Here is a 15,994-nt window from a genome sequence, read left to right on the forward strand (position 1 = left end):
GTTCCACCGGTCATCCACTTGCCCGCTCCCTAGATTTTCAGATGCTGCAGAACGCGGCCGCGGCTGTCCGACCCATTGGAACTTTCGTCCTCAATCGCCCCGAGCTTGAGAATAGCCCAGCGATCGGCCACCGAAAGGGCGAAGTCCAGGTTCTGCTCGACCAGAAGTATGGTCGTGCCGCTCTTCTCACGGTCGTCCCTCAATGCATTGGCGATGTTGTGGACGACGGAAGGTTGCAGGCCCTCGGAGATTTCATCGATCAGGAGCAGTTTCGGCCGCAACATCAGCGCACGCGCCAGAATCAGCATCTTCTGTTCCCCGCCCGACAGGGTGCCGGCCTTCTGAGCCAGGCGATCCTCCAGGAACGGGAAATAGCCGTAGGCCCGGTCCAGCGCGGATGCCAGATCCCGATCGCTTTTGAGCGCCAGGCGCAGATTGTCGCGGATGGAAAGATCCTGAAACAGCGGCAGTTCCTGAGGGGCGTAGCCGATACCGGAGGCGATCAGCTCCGCAGGCTTCCTGCCGGTGATGACAGCACCGTCCACCTCGATCTTGCCTTTGCCGATACGCAGGAAGCCAAGAATCGTCTTCAGCAGCGTCGTCTTGCCCATGCCGTTCTTGCCCATAAGCGCGAAGATCTCGCCCGGCCGGATGGCGAACGACACGTCGTTGACGACATCGACCGCACCATATCCACTCGATACGCCAGTGAGCTTGAGTTTGAACGCTTCAGCCATGGGCGCCTCCTGCGTAGATGTTGCGGACCGTTTCGGAATTGACCACCTCGTCCACGGTGCCGTCGAGGACGAGCTTGCCCTGATGGAGAACCACGATGCGGCTCGATATATTGCGGACGAAATCCAGATCGTGCTCGACCAGGATGGCGGCAAACCTCATCTCGTCCGTCAGCTTCCTGAGAATCGTGCCGATGGTCATGCGCTCGGTCTTGGTGAGACCCGCCGTCGGTTCGTCGAGAAGAATGACACGGGGTTCGAGAGCGACGACCATCGCCAGTTCGAGAGCCTGCCTTTGACCATGCGACAGCAGCGATACCGGCTTGTCCAGCATATCCGCCATGCCCGTCAGCGTCAGGATCTCGATTGCGGCCGCAGGCAGTGTGATCTCGGCAAGCGATCGCGTCGGGCTGGGTGTCTCATGGCTGAGACGAGCCATTTTCAGGCATTGGCCGATAGTCATGCTGTCGAAGATGCTGGCGATCTGGAATTTGCGCCCGACGCCGAGAGCCACGATCCGTTCCGGCGCGCGACCGGCGATGTTTGCGCCACCGATGTCCACCTGGCCCTCGATCTGCTGAGTACCGTCCGACAGGCAGCGCATCAGTGTGGTCTTGCCGGCACCGTTCGGGCCAACGAGGCTGACGAGTTCTCCCCTTCCAATTTCAAGATCGATGCCCTTGAGGACGGAGAGGCTGCCATAGGACTTGCCGAGACCACGGATCGACAGAAGGCTTTTGCCTGCGACGCCGCGATCATTGAAGCCTATGCGCGCCGGTAGTGACTTCAAAGTGCTGTTGGAGCTTCCCGATTGCAGGAAACGCGTCACAAGAGATGCAAGGCCTCCCGGCAAGACGATAATCATAAGGACAAAGAGCGCGCCGACGATCAGTTGCCACAGAAAGGGCAGATCGCCGGAGAGACTGGCGCTCAGATAGTCGATACCGATTGCCCCAAACAAGGGGCCGACAATCGTTCCGCGACCGCCGAGCGCCGTCCAGACGACGAGTTCGGTTCCGAAGACGAAGCCGGTATTCTCAGGTGCAACGACACCAGACGCATTGGCGTAGAGGAAGCCCGCAAGGCCGCATACACCGGCGAGAACACCTGTCAGGGCGATCTTCAGTGCAGCCGGATTCATACCCAGATAGGCGACGCGCGCTTCGTTGTCGCGGATCGCCACGAGCAACCGGCCGGCATCGGAGCGGACAAATACTATCGCGAGAACGGCCAGTGTGAAGAGGCACGCGCCCGACAGGCGAAAATAGCCGGTGAGCCCGAGCGGCAGAGTATCGTAACCGACAAGACCGCTCGAGGAGCCGGTCCAGACACCGCCCGAGAAGACCAGCTGCGTGATGACGATCGGCACGACGAGCGAAATCACGGTGGCATAGAGCGGCGTCGACCCGTGATAGAACGACAGCCAGCCGACCGCGAGCCCCAGTAAGAGCGGCACGAGGATGGCGGCGGCAAGCGCGAGGACGAACAAGGCCGGGTTTGCGCCGATATGGGTGAGAATCATGGCGGTGGCATAGGCACCAACACCAAAGAATGCCGCCTGTCCGAAGGTGAGGACGCCCGTATAGCCCCAGAGCAAGTCGACGGTAATCGCCAGCATGGCGTAGATCATCGACCGTGTGAGGACGTTGAGGCTGAAGCGGCCGAGAAACATCGGTCCAAAGACGATCAGCAGGATGGCTGCGAACGCCAGCAGCAGCAGAAGGACAAGCCGGAGCTTCTGTTTGTCAGGCACGGGCAAATCCTTTCGGGCGTATACGCAGTACGACCGCGCAGAGGACGGCCACGGTAATGCCGCCGAGGATGGGGCTGAAATAGGTGCTGACCAGCACCTGAGCGGCACCGAAGATGAGACAGGCGGCAGCAAGCGCACCGAAAGAAGAGCCTGCTACCATCACCAGCATGAAAGCGCCCGTCAGCCAGGCGACACCCATATTGGGATCGACACTAGTCAGCGGCGCGAGCAGCACGCCGGCAAGAGCGGCAAGGCCGGCACCGATCATGAAAGTGGCGAGCCGCACCTTTTCCGTATCAATGCCGAGTACGCGCGCCAGCATTTCGTTCATGATGACGGCCCGGGCGGAAAGACCAAGGCGTGTGCCATCCAAAAGAAGGGTAAAGCCGAGGCCCAGCGCGATCGCGGCGACAATCGCGAAAAGGCGATAGGATGAATAGCCGACGCCAAACAGATCGAAAGTGCCCGGCAGTAGCGCCGGGGTGAACTGCACGTCGCGGCCAAACCAGAGCGTGATGAGCTGGCCGATGACGATGCCAAGACCCCAGGTTGCAAGAATGGCATCGAGTGGCCGGCGATACAAAGGCCGGACGATGAAGCGTTCGGCGACACCGCCGAGAACGGCTCCGACCAGGAAGGCAAAGGGAATGGCAAGCCATGGATTGAGGCCGAACCCGCCGACGACAACAGCGCAGTAAGCCCCGATGGTCAGCCATGCGCCATGCGCGAAATTGATGATCTTCAGCACGCCGAAGATCGCAAGCAGCCCCGCGGCAACGATGAAGAGAATGGCCGCAGTGCTGACGATATCGAGAAAGAGCGTCATTTCTGGAACTCCGATGCTGGAGGCGGGGCATGTTGCCCCGCCACTTTGGTTTCAGAGCTTCGGGCACTGGTTGCCGGGATCGACATCCTTGAAGCTATCGACGACCGCGACGCTGCCGTCATCTTTTACCTGGCCAAGATACATGGTCAGCGGCGCGTGATGCTGCTTGTTCATCGAGATCTTGCCGCGCGGACCGGTGAAGGATACCTCGGGAAGAGCCTTGAGAACCTTTGCCGTATCGGTGCTGCCGGCTTTCTCGACGGCTGCCTTGTAAAGGTAGATCGCTTCATATTGCGGGACGGAAAGGTCGTTGGGCGTGCGCAGTTCCTTGCCGAACTTCTTGTCCATGGCAGAGAGAAACGCCTTGTTTTCGGGGCTGTCGATACCGGTCACGTAGGAAGCTGAGAGAAAGATGCCCTTGGCATCCGCACCCATGCTCTTGGCGGTGCCCTCGTCGACGGCGAGATTGCCGTAAGGCAGGGTGACGCCGGCCGAACGCAATTGCTTGGTCAAGGTCACGTTCGGCGCGCCGCCGGCCGTCGAGGTGATGATGGCGTCGGCCCCTGAGGGCTTGATCTTGGAGATGATCGCCGTCCAGTCGCTGCCGTCCATCGGCAGATATTCCTCACCGACGACCTGAGCGCCGGCTTTTTCGATATAGCCCTTGGCAAAGCTCAGCATGCCGCGCCCGAAGGCATAATCCGAGCCGATCAGGAAGAATTTCTTCGCGCCCTGTTTGCTCATGAAATTGTCGACGACGGGCGGAACCTGCTGTTCGGGAACCCAGGCATCGACGAAGAGATTGGCGTTGCAGGATTTGCCTTCGTAGAAGGATGTGTAGATATACGGCACGTCGCCCTTGGAAATGATCGGCAGTCCGGCATTGCGAGCAGCACTCGTCTCCATGGAGATGACGACATTCACCTCCTTCTGGAAGACGAGGGAATCGAAGGCTTTTTGCGCGCCCGCCGCACCGGATGCGTCGTCGGCGATCTCAAGCTCCAGCGGGCGCCCGAGCACGCCACCCTTGGCATTGATTTCCTCGACGGCAAGTTCGGCAGCCTGAACGACCGATGGCGCGACCACGCTGTTTGCTCCGGAAAGCCCGACCGGTACGCCGATCTTGATCGGGTCCGCGGCGAAAGCTGCCGTGGCGTATGCCGCCGATGCCAGGGTGAGGATGATGGTTTTCATTTGCATTTTGTTCCCTTTTTCTTGATTTGGGTTGATATCATTACCCGTAGACATCTGCGCGGCGGTCGCCGAGCAGATGATTGAAGCTGTTGAGCGTGCGGGTTTCCGCCACGCTCGACAGATCGATTTGCGCAAGGAGGATTTCCTCGCGATCCGTGCTTGCCGGACCGGACTCCGGCCAGCCTTGAGGGCCAACAATAAGGCTGCGGCCGATGAAGGGTTGATCGCGCTCGATGCCGATCCGGTCGGCGCAGGCGATGTAAAGGCCGTTGGTGTGGGCGGCAGCCTTGTGCAGAATATTGGCCATCGGCTCGGGAGCGCTTTCCGCGCCGGCCATCGGCACCCAGTTGGTGGGCACGCAGACCAGCTCGGCGCCGGCCAGCGCCAACTCGCGAAAGGTTTCGGGAAACCAGCCGTCGTAGCAAATCACGATGCCGATCCGCCCAAAGGGCAGATCGAAAACCGGCAGCCCGAGATCGCCCTTCTTGAAGAAGCGATTTTCATTGTTCCAGAGATGGAGCTTGCGATATTTGCCGATATATCCCTTAGGCCCGCAGAGAAGAGCGCTGTTGTAAAACCGATCACCGTCCTGCTCGGCGATGCCGCTGACGATATAGAGGCCGAGTTCCCCGGCAAGGCGGCAGAGCACTTCAGCACTCGCGCCGCCTGGCACCGGGCCGGCCAGTGCCGCAACCTCGTCGCCGTCCAGGAAGCTATAGCCGCTATCGGCCAACTCCGGCAGGACAAGGATCTCCGCACCCTTGGCTTTCGCCGTCCTTACCAGCCGCTCGATGGCAGCAAGATTATGGATACGATCGCCGACGATCGGTTCGAACTGGACGGTCGCGACGGTTACCGTCCGCGTGGTTGAGGCCTTGACGCTCAATCTTGTCTCCAAACGCAAAAAACCTCTGGCACGGAATTCAATCCGTGAACCAGAGGCTACATAGCCACAATGTGAAAGCGGCAGCCCTGCCGCTGAGCAAACCTGCTCGTTGCCATTAAGCTTTCACGTAACGACGCGACCGTCAAGCGGCTCTGTCAGACATTTTTAAAAATCGCCGAGCGATAGTACCTGGGCTTAGAGTTCGCTTTTCCCGCCAATGGACAATCCGAGGCTTTTCATCGTGTCTTGCGCGGCAATAATCGATTCGGCGATTGTCGCCATGGGAACGCGCTTCGACGTTGCCTGATCGCGCAACAGCTTATAGGCCGCCTCCTCGTCGAGGCCGTTCATGGCCCGCAGCGCCGAAACTGCTTTTTCGACCAGCCGGCGGCTTTTCAATGTTTCCTCGAGTTTCTGAACCTTGCCGGCGAGCCTCTTTTCGTAGCTCTGCCGATAACGCGCCAACGCAAACTGTGTAAGGATGCCGAGAGGTCGTAGCGGTTTGCTGATGACGCCGTGGGCGTTGAGATCGATGATCGCCTGAAGCGCCGTCGGGCTCTCATAGGTCAGGATGGCGATGATCGCCGTTTGCTGGAGATCGATGATCTGCAGCGCGTGTTCGACGTGCGTGTCCTCGACATGCAGAAAGACCGTGTCTACGTCGGGAGGCAAGGCCGGTGGCAACGGCCAGGTCGCCCTGACCTCGCAACCAAGGCGTTTCAGATGCGCGATCAATGTGTTGCCGTCTTCATCGCGTGGGTGGACGACCAGAACGCGCGCTCGCCGCAGATCCTGAATGATCCTGCTCGGTCCCGTCATCTCAGGCCTCCAGCCAGACGTCTTCGAAACGCGAAGCCGTCAGATACGGATCCGGCCGGATCGGACCAGGTGCCTGCCAGGCGATGTCGAACAGCCCATCGGCCCGCGCCACACCGATGCGCGGATGCAGCCAGAGATGGCGGGTATCGGCGTCGAAGTTGATACGGCCTTCCGGGGCAAGAAAATCTTCCATGAGAATTTCTTCAGAGATGCGATGGGTCTCGAGCGAGCCCGCCCGGGCAAGCGCCCGGGCGAAAAGATGAACCTGTGCGTAGGCCGGCTGGGACCAGACACTCGTGGTCACCTCTTTGCCGAAACGGCTCTTGAAGGCGCTGACAAAACGGTCATTCGCCTCGTTCTCGACCGTCTGGAAATAAGTCGCCGAGAGAATGTGGCCGGTGCAGGCATCGGCTCCTATCTCGCGTATCTCGGTTTCGGCCATGGTCAGACTGGCAATCGGGACCCGCTTGCGATCAATGCCGGCCTCGGCATACATGCGATAGAAGCGCTGTGCCGGCCGGCCGATAATCGTCGAGAAGATGGCGTCCGGCTGGAGGCGAACGATGTCTGAAATGACCGACCGCAAAGTTTGCTCGTCGGCATGAAGGGGAAGATATCGCTCGCTGACGACCTCGCCGCCTTTTGCCTCCACCACGTCCCGCATGACGCGATTGGATTCGCGTGGGTAGATATAGTCCGCGCCGACGAAGAAAATCCGACGTCCATGGTTGCGCAGAAGATATTCGGCAAGCGCGAAGGTGTTCTGATTGAGTGTGGCGCCGGTGTAGACCACATTCTCGGAATATTCGAAGCCTTCGTACATCGAAGGATAAAACAACAGCCCGTTATGCCGCTCGACAATCGGCAGCACGGCCTTGCGGCTGGCCGACATCGACGCGCCGAAGATGATATTGACGTCGTCGTCGGCCAGCAGGCGCCGCGCCAGATTGCGATAGGCGGTTTGATCGCCGCCCGGATCATAAGCGATCGGAACGATGGGCTTGCCAAGCACGCCTCCGGCCGCGTTGACCTCTTCGATCGCAAGCGCGGTGCCAAGAAAGTGCTCGGTTTCCGTGATTTCGCTGATTCCGCTTCTGGAAAAAAGCACTCCCACCCGCCATTCGGAGCTTGTCATCTTCGCCTCTTCCGACGTCGCTGGAGGTTCGATAGCCGGGAATTCTGCAATCCCGCCCGTTCGACCTCCCTACCCTTAGTGCGTTTCCATAGGATGCTGCAAGCCGGCTGGATGCAAGTCATTAGGTTAGCCATCGCCAATGGAAAGAAGTGCTTTGCCGCCATGAACCGATCCGGGCGTCACATTGCCGGGTATCGGGCAGACATACGCCTGCCCATCGGTCTTGTCCGCCCATTCAGCCCTGGCTGCGGCCAAGAGTTCGGGCGTCGTCATCAGCGATAGCCCGGTTGTCGCAAGCGCCTTTGCGGCATGCGCCATGGCCTTGTGGGCGGCTGCGCTCTTTCCCTGGGCGACCACCTGCCAGGTATGAGGATTGGTGCCGATCGCCCAAGCCGGCGTCCAGCATTGCGCCGTCGGCGTCACCCAGCTGACATCACCGACATCGGTCGATCCGGCGCGGAAATGCGACTGGCCTTCGAACTCGCGCAAGCCGAGATGCAGCGGCGTCGATCCGTCGATCTTCGCGTTGGAAAAGACATCTCGCTTGATCTGATAGAGCCGGATGCAGCTCCTGATCGCCTCGCCGGTAAAGGTTTGCTGAATGGATTTGGCAAAAGCAAGATCCGCCTCGTCGAAGGCGATCGGGCCGAGCGCCATCATATTCTCGTGCATGGCGGTTTCGAGCGTGATGTTCGGCAAGAGATTGGTCGAAGCCGTGTCGAAGACGATCTCCACCTCCGTTTCCGTCATCATGGCGGCGCCGCGCGCTACTTTCTCGACGCGTTTGGCAAGATCCAGAGCCTGCGGCATTTCCGGAGCGCGGATCAGATAGAGCACCTCGGCCTTTGCCTGAACGACATTCGCGGCCCTGCCACCCGTATCGGTGATCGCATAGTGCACGCGGCAATCCTGCGGCATATGCTCGCGCAGGAAATTGACACCGACATTCATCAGCTCCACCGCATCGAGCGCCGACCGGCCGAGATGGGCCGCGTTCGACGCATGCGCGGCGACACCCTTGAAGCGATAATAGTATTCGATGACCGCGAGATTATTGGTCGAGCGCACCCCGTTGAACGGCGCCGGATGCCAGGTCAGAGCGGTATCGACATCATCGAACAGGGCGGCCCGCACCATGAAGGTCTTGCCTGAACCGCCCTCCTCACCCGGGCACCCGTAATAGCGGACGGTGCCGGGGAGATCGTTTGCCTTCATATGCCGGGCAAGTGCGATCGCCGCCATCAGCGAACCGACGCCGAGAAGGTTATGGCCACAGCCATGCCCGGTCGCACCATCGACCAGGGTTTGGTGCTCAGCGACATCGGCAACCTGGCTCATGCCAGCCAGCGCATCGAATTCGCCCAGAAAAGCAATCACCGGCTTGCCAGTGCCGAAGTCGCCGATAAAGGCCGTCTCCATGCCGGCCACGCTGCGCCGGAGCGAAAAGCCGTTATCTTCGAGCGCTTTTGCAAGGAGTTCGGACGAACGCGTCTCCTCGAATTTCAGTTCGGCAAAATCCCAGATGCTGTCGCTGAGCTTGGTAAAATCCGGCTTCATCGCTTCGATTACTGCCGCAATCGATTGTACGGCCTCTCGGTTCATCGCTCGTCCTCGTATCGTGTTGACGCCGTCTAAGGGCGCACAAAGCCGCTCGCCGCGAAGGCGTTTGGCTTTTCTTCTGGAAAATAAGCTGCCCGCGCCTCAATCCGCATCGGCGCGGGCAAACAACTCAGTCGACCGACACTTCCCAGAGCCGGGCGTTCGACTGCCAAACCGGTTGGCCTTTCAGCGTCTTGGCCGCGCCCCAGACATCGACCATGTCGTAGAGGAAGATGCCCGGCATGTCCTTCAGCATGAGCTCGTGGAATTCATCGAAGATCTTTTGCCGTTTGGTCTGGTCGGACTCGACATACGCGGCCTTCATCAGTTCGATCGCCTTCGGGTCGTCCCACATCAGCGAGGCGTTCTTGTCCTTGTCGCCGACGTAGAAGGAATACATCAGCGCCGGATCCAGACGTGGCGCGACAGACTGCGAAATGATCTGGTAATTGCCGGAGCGGCGGCGATCGACCTGGGTCGCGTAGTCGAGCACCTCGATCTGCACATTGAGGCCGATCTGCTGCAGCATGGCCTGCGCCATCACGGCGACCGGGAAGCTCGGCACGTTGCCGCGCTTGTTGGCGATGATCGAGATTGGCTCGCCCTTGTAGCCAGATGCCTCTAGCTCCTTTTTGGCCGCTTCCAGGTCATAGGGTAGACGCTTCTTCTGGGTCGCGTCGAAATAGACGGAATCCTGCGACACCATCGATCCATTGGCCTCACCCGTTCCATTGGATGCCGCGGCAACGAGTTCATCGAGATCGAGCGCCATCGCCATGGCGCGGCGCACGCCGGGCTTGCCCAGCACCTTGTCGCGCGTCTGGATGTAGAACAGGTTCTTGCCGTTGTTGCGCGCCACGATCAGCTGCATCTTCGGGTTCGACTTGATTTCCGGGATGAGATCCGGCGAAAGTTCGGCCGTATCCAGCACGCCCGACTCCAGGCCTGCCTTCACGGTCGAAGGATCGGGAATGACCATGAATTTGATGCCATCGGCAAGCGGTCGCTTGGAACCGACCATGCCGTCAGGCTTGCCGTCATTTACCGGCGAGACGTAGTCGGCGAATTTCTTCAGGTGAATATATTCACCCTTCTTCCATTCGTCCCACATGAAGGGACCGGTGCCGATCGGCTTTATAAAGCTGCCGTCCGCGGCGACGGAATCGGGCGAGATCATCCCAGTATAACCGCATTCCGGACGCGACATCAGGCCGAGGAAAACGGCGGAGGGCTTCTCGAGCTTGATTTCGACCGTCGATGCATCGATCGCCTTAACTTCGGTCACATGCGCAGCACCACCGGCGGCAAAATCGGCGAGGCAGGTCCACTTGGTCTCGGGCTTCAGGTAGCGCGTCCAGTTCCACACCACATCGTCCGCCGTCAGCAGCTTGCCATTGTGGAATTTGACATCGGTCCTGAGCTTGAACGTGTAGGTAAGACCATCGGCCGAGGTCTCGAAGCTCTTGGCGAGCAGCGGCTTTACTTCGCCGCTATTGTTGTAGCCGACGAGCCCCTCGACGATATGCAGGATGACGCCATCGGTATTACCGTCGCGGTTTACGCCCGGATTGTTGCTGCGCAGGTCCGAACTCTGCGCAACGGTGATATCGCGCGCTGCCGCGGCATTTGCCAATGCGAGCAGGGCCACGCCCGCAAGAAAAAGCTTTTTCACTGTTCTACCCTCTTATCTGTCGTTGATCGTTACGACGCGAACCCATCCCAGCAGGCACGCGACAGCCTGCCGATCGTCTCGAGCGCCATCGTATATCCCGGCGTGCCGTCCGGCATGGCAAGCGGCACCTCATCGGTGTAGGCGGAAATAATGTAGAATGGCACGCCGTCGCGATAGACGATGCCGGCATTCATGCGACCACGTTTGCCGGTACCGCCTTTGTGGGCGACGACCGTGCCGAAAGGCAGTCGGGACGGAATGGCATAACGCAGGATCTGGTCCTTCAGCGTCTGCAGCGCATAGGCGCAGAGTTCGGCCGAGACGCCGAGCTTTTCCTGAACCGTCGCCGACGTCTGCGCATCGAGGATCATCTGAAGAAGTCCGGCCTGATCGCGCGCCGTGGTCGTGGTCACCGACTTCAGCGCATGATCCGGCGACAGGGCGAGCGGCGGGATCAGAAACCGGTGATGCGTGCCGGCAAGGCCGATCGACTTGCAATAAGTGTCGACCTCCTCCAGCGTCAGACGTTCGAACACCATCTTGGTGCAGACATTATCGCTCAGCACCATCATGCCGGTGATGGCGTCACGCAGTGAAATGACGATACCTGGGGTCATATAGCGGAACATGCCGCTCGCCACTTCCTCGGCAAAGCGCGCTTCATAAGTAACCGGCTCGTCAAGATCCAGCCGACCCTCCTGTGCCGCCTTCAGCGCGGCCATCATGATCGAGGTCTTGCGGGTGCTTGCCGAAGGGGTTTCTTCGTCGGCGCCGCGTTCGATCGTTTCGCCGGTCAAAAGGTTGCGCATCAGGAAGCGGGTTACGAAGGGTTGTGCGTCGCAGATCTCTGCGAGCCGTTCGGCAACCGAAGCGGAATTGGAAAGACTGACCACATCAATTCTCCAGGCGCCATTTGAGTATCACACCACCCTTTTCATTCTGGTCCAGGGCGGGAATGGCCGAGAGGAGCCGGCGCGTATAGGCCTCCTTCGGGTGATCGAAAATCATGTCGCGGTCGCCTTCCTCAATGATACGCCCGTCCTGCATGACGACGACGCGGTCGGCGACCTGTTCGACGACACCGAGGTCGTGGCTGATGAAGAGGCAGGAGAAGCCGTAGCGCTTCTGCAGGTTGGAGAAGAGCTCAAGCACCTGGGCCCTGACCGTCACATCGAGCGCGGAAACCGGTTCGTCGGCAATGAGAAAGCGGGGGCGCCGGGCGATGGCACGGGCGATCGCCACGCGTTGCCGCTGGCCGCCCGACAGTTCATGCGGGTAGCGGTTGGCGTAGTCATTGCTAAGACCGACTTCCTCCAGCGTTTCCAAGGCCCGCTTGCGCTTGGCGTTACCCTCGAGGTCCGGCACGAGCCTGAGCGCCTCCTCGACCAGCGCCTGGATCGTCATGCGCGGATCGAGCGAGGAATAGGGATCCTGGAAGACCATCTGACAATTCAGACGGTAATCGCGCCAGTCTTCATCACGTGACCGGCCCTGAAAGCGAATGTCGCCTCCGCTCTCCTTGACGAGACCGGCAATGGTCCGGCCGAGCGTCGTCTTTCCCGAACCCGATCCACCAACCAGTGCGACAACTTCACCTTCATGGATATCGACGCTGACGCCGTGCAACGCGCGCTTGGGACTTCCCTTTTTGAGCAGCGACTTGCGACCGGCATAATCGACCACGATGTTACGGGCAGAAACCATCGGCGCCCGCGAGGTATCGATGCGGCGGGCTTCGCTACGGAACGGCAGAGAAGACAGGAGCTTCTTCGTATAGGCATGCTGCGGTGCCTCCAACAGATCCTCCGTGCGCCCCTGCTCGACGACCGCACCCTTTTCCATGACAACGATATGGTTCGTGTATCGCGCCACCATGGGCAGATCGTGACTGATAAGAAGAACGGCCGTTCCCTCCGCCCGCGTGAGGTCGACCATGAGCTCCATCACATCGCGCTGGATGACGGCATCGAGTGCGGTGGTCGGCTCGTCGGCGATCAGGAGCGCCGGCTTCAGGAGCATGACGGAGGCAAGCATGATGCGCTGGCGCATGCCGCCGGAAAACTCATGCGGGTAGGAGGTGAGCGCCCCTTCCGGATCGCGAATCCCGACACGCTTCAGCATGTCGAGAATGCGCAGGCGGCGTTCATCGGGCGAGAGCTTGGTGTGGAGAACAAGCCCCTCCTCCAGCTGTCGGCCGATCGTCATAGACGGATTGAGCGAGGTCATCGGCTCCTGGAAGACGACGCCGATCTCACCACCCCGCAACTCGCGAAGCTCACGTCCCTTCATCGCCCGGACGTCGCGTCCCTTGTAAGTCACGGCTCCGCCGGCAGCGCCGATCGCCTGCGGCAGCAGCGATATCAGCGCACGGGTCGCCAGCGTCTTGCCGGAGCCGCTCTCGCCGACGATGCCGAAAATCTCGCCGGCTGCGATATCGAAACTGACGTCCTTGACCACTCTGTGGCCGGATCTTGCGACCTCGAGCGAGAGGCCGCGGACACTGAGAAGAATGTTCCCTACTCTTTCGGATGTCATTTCAGACCTCTCATGCGCGGATCGAGCCTGTCACGCAGCGCATCGCCCAGAAGATTGATGCCAAGCAGCGTCAATGCGATGCAGAGGCCGGGGAAAAGACCAAGCCATACGGCCTGCTGGATGAGCGGCCGGCCGGCGGCCAGCATGTTACCCCAGGTCGGCGCCGGCGGCGGCACGCCGAGACCAAGGAAGGAGAGAGCGCTTTCAGACAGAATGGCCCAACCGAACATCGAGGTCGCCAGCACGGTTATCGGCGCAAGACAGTTGGGCAGAACATGGCGAAACATCGTGTAGAGCTCACCATTGCCCATCACTCGGGAGGCTTCGATGAATTCGCGCTCACGCAGCGAAAGAACAGCACCGCGGACGACACGCGCCATGGACGGCATATAGGCGATGCCGAGCGCGAAGATGATGCCATATTGGTTGGCACCGAAGACTGCGAGCAGACCGAGTGCCAGGAGAATACCTGGGAAGGCGAGCAGCGCGTTATTGACCGCCATGATTGTGCCATCCACCCAGCCGCGGGCGTAGCCACTGACAAGCCCGATCAAGGTGCCGAAGACCGTTGCGAGGACGACGGTCAGCGCACCGATCCAGACGCTTGCGCGCGCGCCGACCATCAGGCGGCTCAGCACATCGCGGCCAAACTCGTCGGTTCCAAGAGGATGGACCGCGCTTGGTGTGGCAAGCCGCGCGGTGAAGGAGAGCTTCGTCGGATCGAATGGCGTCCAGAACAATCCGACAACAGCGGTGGTAAGCAGGATGGCGACGAGAAGGCCGCCGACCAGCCCATTGAGAGAAAGCTTTTTCATTCGGCAACTACACGCGGATCAAAGAGAGGATAGAGAAGGTCGACGACGAGGTTGACCAGGACGTAGGAGAGCGACACGAACAGCAGGCAGCCCTGAATGACGGGATAGTCGCGTGCGAAAATGCTATCGACCATCAATCGCCCCAGGCCGGGGATGGTAAAGACCGTCTCGATGACGGCGATACCCCCCAGCAGATTGCCCAGGATGAGACCGATCATCGTCCAGGTCGGGCCAAAGGCATTCTTGAAAGCGTGCCGCCAAAGGACGACGCCTTCAGACAGACCCTTGGCGCGAGCGTGTGTTATGTAGTCGAGACGCAGCACTTCCAGCGTCGACGCGCGCGCCATGCGGATCAAAACGCCCATCTCGTGAATGACCAGCGTCATGATCGGCAATACGAGATAAAGCAGGCCAGCGGTGATGTTGCTGCCGATCGAGACATAGCCGAGGACCGGGAGCCAGCCGAGCTTGAGGCCGAAGAAAAGCAACAAAAGCAGCCCCAGCCAGAATGTCGGAACCGACAGCAGGATGGTGGCCGTGCCCACCAAAGCCAGATCGGTCAGGCTGTTCTGACGCCATGCTGCGATCAGGCCGGCGGGAACGGCAATCAGGCTCGCTAAGAAAACCGCGACGACGACGATTTCGGCGCTTACGAGAAAGCGTGAAGCGACAAGTGGCAGCACGGCTTCGCCGTTGACAATCGATCTGCCGAAATCGCCCTGCAGCACATTACCGGCCCAGATTATGAATTGCTGCAGCATCGACTTGTCGAGTCCGAGCTCGGTGCGCATCGCAGCAATCTGATCGGGCTGCGCCATATCGCCGAGCATCAGCGCGGCGGGATCGCCCGGAATGAAACGGATCAAGGTAAAAACCGTCACCGCGACAAGGACAATCGTCGGCAACGCCATGAGCAGGCGGTTCAGAATGAATTTAAGCATATGTTCCCCGCGATTGGCGACGGATGGCCGCCATCGGTTTCGTTGCGCAGACTATGATTGAATGAGAAAAAATCCGCAATATTATGCAATTTTGTCATAACACTATGCAGAACCATGGAGCGGCCGGCACATCTGCTTTCCAGAGGAAAGCTACGCTAACAGAATGATCTCAATGATCTTTCTGAGAGATCTCCACCTGCCGCTTGAAGGCGTCGCTCAAGGCATGGGCAGCGATCGAAAGCGGCATGCCGACTGCCCTTGCCAACCCGAACTCCTGCGTCGTGCGTGGCACGAAGGGACGGTAGACCACCGGCAGGTGACGATAGAGATTGGCATAGAAGCTGCTGATGATCGTCACGCCGAGACCGTGGGCAACATAAGAGCAAGCCGAACTGTTGGTATGCGTTTCTATCTTCACGAACTGCTTGATGCCCGCACGCCGAAAGCTCTGGTCGAGCGCCATGCGGTTCGGTCTTTGCCGCCCGATCAGAATGAGAGGGACATCGCGCAGATTCTTGACCGTGATCTCCTCCAGCTCAGCAAGAGGATGACCCATCGGCACCACACACACGCTTTCCCCCGTCGCGACGCGCTCGATCTCGACGCCAGGCCCGCTTTCGCCCTCCATGCGCAGGAAGCCGAAATCGATCACCCGCTGCTCGACGAGCTTGTTGATCGAGGTCGTCGTCTCGAAGAAGGTTTCGATGCGCACACCGGGAAAATCACGAATGTAATCGGCAAGCATTGCCGGCGCGAAATGTTCCCACATGCTGCTCGGCAGGCCGATACGAACGATCTCCGGTCCGGCCGCGCCGCTTCTCAGATCCTCCGCGCGGCTCGACATGCGATCGACCGCCAATAGTATGTTTTCCGCGTCGAGGGCAAGAATCTGAGCTTCCGGAGTGGGAAGGAGGCGACCCTTGTCACGCACGAAAAGCGACATCGAAAGGTCCTCCTCGAGTTGTTGGAGGAGGCGGCTGACACCGGATTGGCTCAGACCCATCGTCTTTGCCGCCGCGATCGTCGAGCCCGTCGCCAGAAGCGTGCGTAAGACTTCCAGTTGCCTGATGTTCATATGTTTGCGA

At 59.9% G+C, this 15,994-nt stretch carries 14 protein-coding genes; all 14 read right to left on the bottom strand.

Annotation, left to right across the window (positions count from 1 at the left end; translation table 11 throughout):
* Positions 1-29: 29 nt before the first annotated feature.
* Entirely contained in the window at positions 30-737 is a 708-nt protein-coding gene (locus GA0061103_RS02585; protein ID WP_092706800.1) for an ABC transporter ATP-binding protein, read from the bottom strand.
* Positions 730-2,487: a branched-chain amino acid ABC transporter ATP-binding protein/permease gene (locus GA0061103_RS02590; protein WP_167376512.1), complete on the bottom strand. Its 1,758-nt coding sequence runs from the start codon at positions 2,485-2,487 to the stop codon at positions 730-732. The genes GA0061103_RS02585 and GA0061103_RS02590 overlap by 8 nt, the downstream gene beginning before the upstream one ends.
* Positions 2,480-3,313, bottom strand: coding sequence for a branched-chain amino acid ABC transporter permease (locus GA0061103_RS02595; protein ID WP_092706804.1), 834 nt, complete (start codon positions 3,311-3,313; stop codon positions 2,480-2,482). The genes GA0061103_RS02590 and GA0061103_RS02595 overlap by 8 nt, the downstream gene beginning before the upstream one ends.
* Before the next feature lie 51 nt (positions 3,314-3,364).
* Positions 3,365-4,513: a substrate-binding protein gene (locus GA0061103_RS02600; RefSeq protein ID WP_092706806.1), complete on the bottom strand. Its 1,149-nt coding sequence runs from the start codon at positions 4,511-4,513 to the stop codon at positions 3,365-3,367.
* Between the two features lie 34 nt (positions 4,514-4,547).
* Positions 4,548-5,393 (bottom strand): nitrilase family protein, encoded by an 846-nt coding sequence (locus tag GA0061103_RS02605; protein ID WP_092706808.1) that lies wholly within the window; start codon positions 5,391-5,393, stop codon positions 4,548-4,550.
* Between the two features lie 195 nt (positions 5,394-5,588).
* Positions 5,589-6,212, bottom strand: a complete 624-nt coding sequence (locus GA0061103_RS02610) for an ANTAR domain-containing response regulator (protein WP_092706811.1) — start codon at positions 6,210-6,212, stop codon at positions 5,589-5,591.
* Between the two features lies 1 nt (position 6,213).
* Positions 6,214-7,347 carry a transporter substrate-binding domain-containing protein gene (locus GA0061103_RS02615; protein WP_092706813.1) on the bottom strand — a complete coding sequence of 378 codons (1,134 nt, stop codon included), beginning with the start codon at positions 7,345-7,347 and terminating at the stop codon, positions 6,214-6,216.
* A gap of 126 nt (positions 7,348-7,473) precedes the next feature.
* Positions 7,474-8,949: a M20 family metallopeptidase gene (locus GA0061103_RS02620; RefSeq protein ID WP_092706815.1), complete on the bottom strand. Its 1,476-nt coding sequence runs from the start codon at positions 8,947-8,949 to the stop codon at positions 7,474-7,476.
* Between the two features lie 127 nt (positions 8,950-9,076).
* Positions 9,077-10,618 (bottom strand): ABC transporter substrate-binding protein, encoded by a 1,542-nt coding sequence (locus tag GA0061103_RS02625; RefSeq protein WP_092706817.1) that lies wholly within the window; start codon positions 10,616-10,618, stop codon positions 9,077-9,079.
* Between the two features lie 29 nt (positions 10,619-10,647).
* Complete coding sequence (locus GA0061103_RS02630) at positions 10,648-11,427, bottom strand: serine hydrolase (protein WP_425349467.1); 780 nt, start codon at positions 11,425-11,427, stop codon at positions 10,648-10,650.
* Positions 11,428-11,512: 85 nt separating this feature from the next.
* Positions 11,513-13,153, bottom strand: coding sequence for a dipeptide ABC transporter ATP-binding protein (locus tag GA0061103_RS02635; RefSeq protein ID WP_092706821.1), 1,641 nt, complete (start codon positions 13,151-13,153; stop codon positions 11,513-11,515).
* Positions 13,150-13,968 (bottom strand): ABC transporter permease, encoded by an 819-nt coding sequence (locus GA0061103_RS02640; RefSeq protein ID WP_092706823.1) that lies wholly within the window; start codon positions 13,966-13,968, stop codon positions 13,150-13,152. The genes GA0061103_RS02635 and GA0061103_RS02640 overlap by 4 nt, the downstream gene beginning before the upstream one ends.
* On the bottom strand, positions 13,965-14,909 hold the full coding sequence (locus GA0061103_RS02645; RefSeq protein WP_092706825.1) for an ABC transporter permease: 945 nt from the start codon (positions 14,907-14,909) through the stop codon (positions 13,965-13,967). Before GA0061103_RS02645 ends, GA0061103_RS02640 begins: the two co-directional genes overlap by 4 nt.
* 169 nt (positions 14,910-15,078) lie before the next feature.
* Positions 15,079-15,984: a LysR family transcriptional regulator gene (locus tag GA0061103_RS02650; protein ID WP_092706827.1), complete on the bottom strand. Its 906-nt coding sequence runs from the start codon at positions 15,982-15,984 to the stop codon at positions 15,079-15,081.
* Positions 15,985-15,994: the final 10 nt, after the last annotated feature.

Source organism: Martinezella multihospitum (assembly GCF_900094585.1).
In the GTDB taxonomy this organism is placed as follows: domain Bacteria; phylum Pseudomonadota; class Alphaproteobacteria; order Rhizobiales; family Rhizobiaceae; genus Rhizobium; species Rhizobium multihospitium.

Bases quoted from the DNA above. Each gene is read 5' to 3' on its own strand.
- GA0061103_RS02585 (WP_092706800.1), bottom strand. From the start codon at position 737: ATGGCTGAAGCGTTCAAACTCAAGCTCACTGGCGTATCGAGTGGATAT.
- GA0061103_RS02595 (WP_092706804.1), bottom strand. From the start codon at position 3,313: ATGACGCTCTTTCTCGATATCGTCAGCACTGCGGCCATTCTCTTCATC.
- GA0061103_RS02600 (WP_092706806.1), bottom strand. From the start codon at position 4,513: ATGCAAATGAAAACCATCATCCTCACCCTGGCATCGGCGGCATACGCC.
- GA0061103_RS02610 (WP_092706811.1), bottom strand. From the start codon at position 6,212: ATGACGGGACCGAGCAGGATCATTCAGGATCTGCGGCGAGCGCGCGTT.
- GA0061103_RS02615 (WP_092706813.1), bottom strand. From the start codon at position 7,347: ATGACAAGCTCCGAATGGCGGGTGGGAGTGCTTTTTTCCAGAAGCGGA.
- GA0061103_RS02620 (WP_092706815.1), bottom strand. From the start codon at position 8,949: ATGAACCGAGAGGCCGTACAATCGATTGCGGCAGTAATCGAAGCGATG.
- GA0061103_RS02630 (WP_425349467.1), bottom strand. From the start codon at position 11,427: ATGCGCAACCTTTTGACCGGCGAAACGATCGAACGCGGCGCCGACGAA.
- GA0061103_RS02635 (WP_092706821.1), bottom strand. From the start codon at position 13,153: ATGACATCCGAAAGAGTAGGGAACATTCTTCTCAGTGTCCGCGGCCTC.
- GA0061103_RS02640 (WP_092706823.1), bottom strand. From the start codon at position 13,968: ATGAAAAAGCTTTCTCTCAATGGGCTGGTCGGCGGCCTTCTCGTCGCC.
- GA0061103_RS02645 (WP_092706825.1), bottom strand. From the start codon at position 14,909: ATGCTTAAATTCATTCTGAACCGCCTGCTCATGGCGTTGCCGACGATT.
- GA0061103_RS02650 (WP_092706827.1), bottom strand. From the start codon at position 15,984: ATGAACATCAGGCAACTGGAAGTCTTACGCACGCTTCTGGCGACGGGC.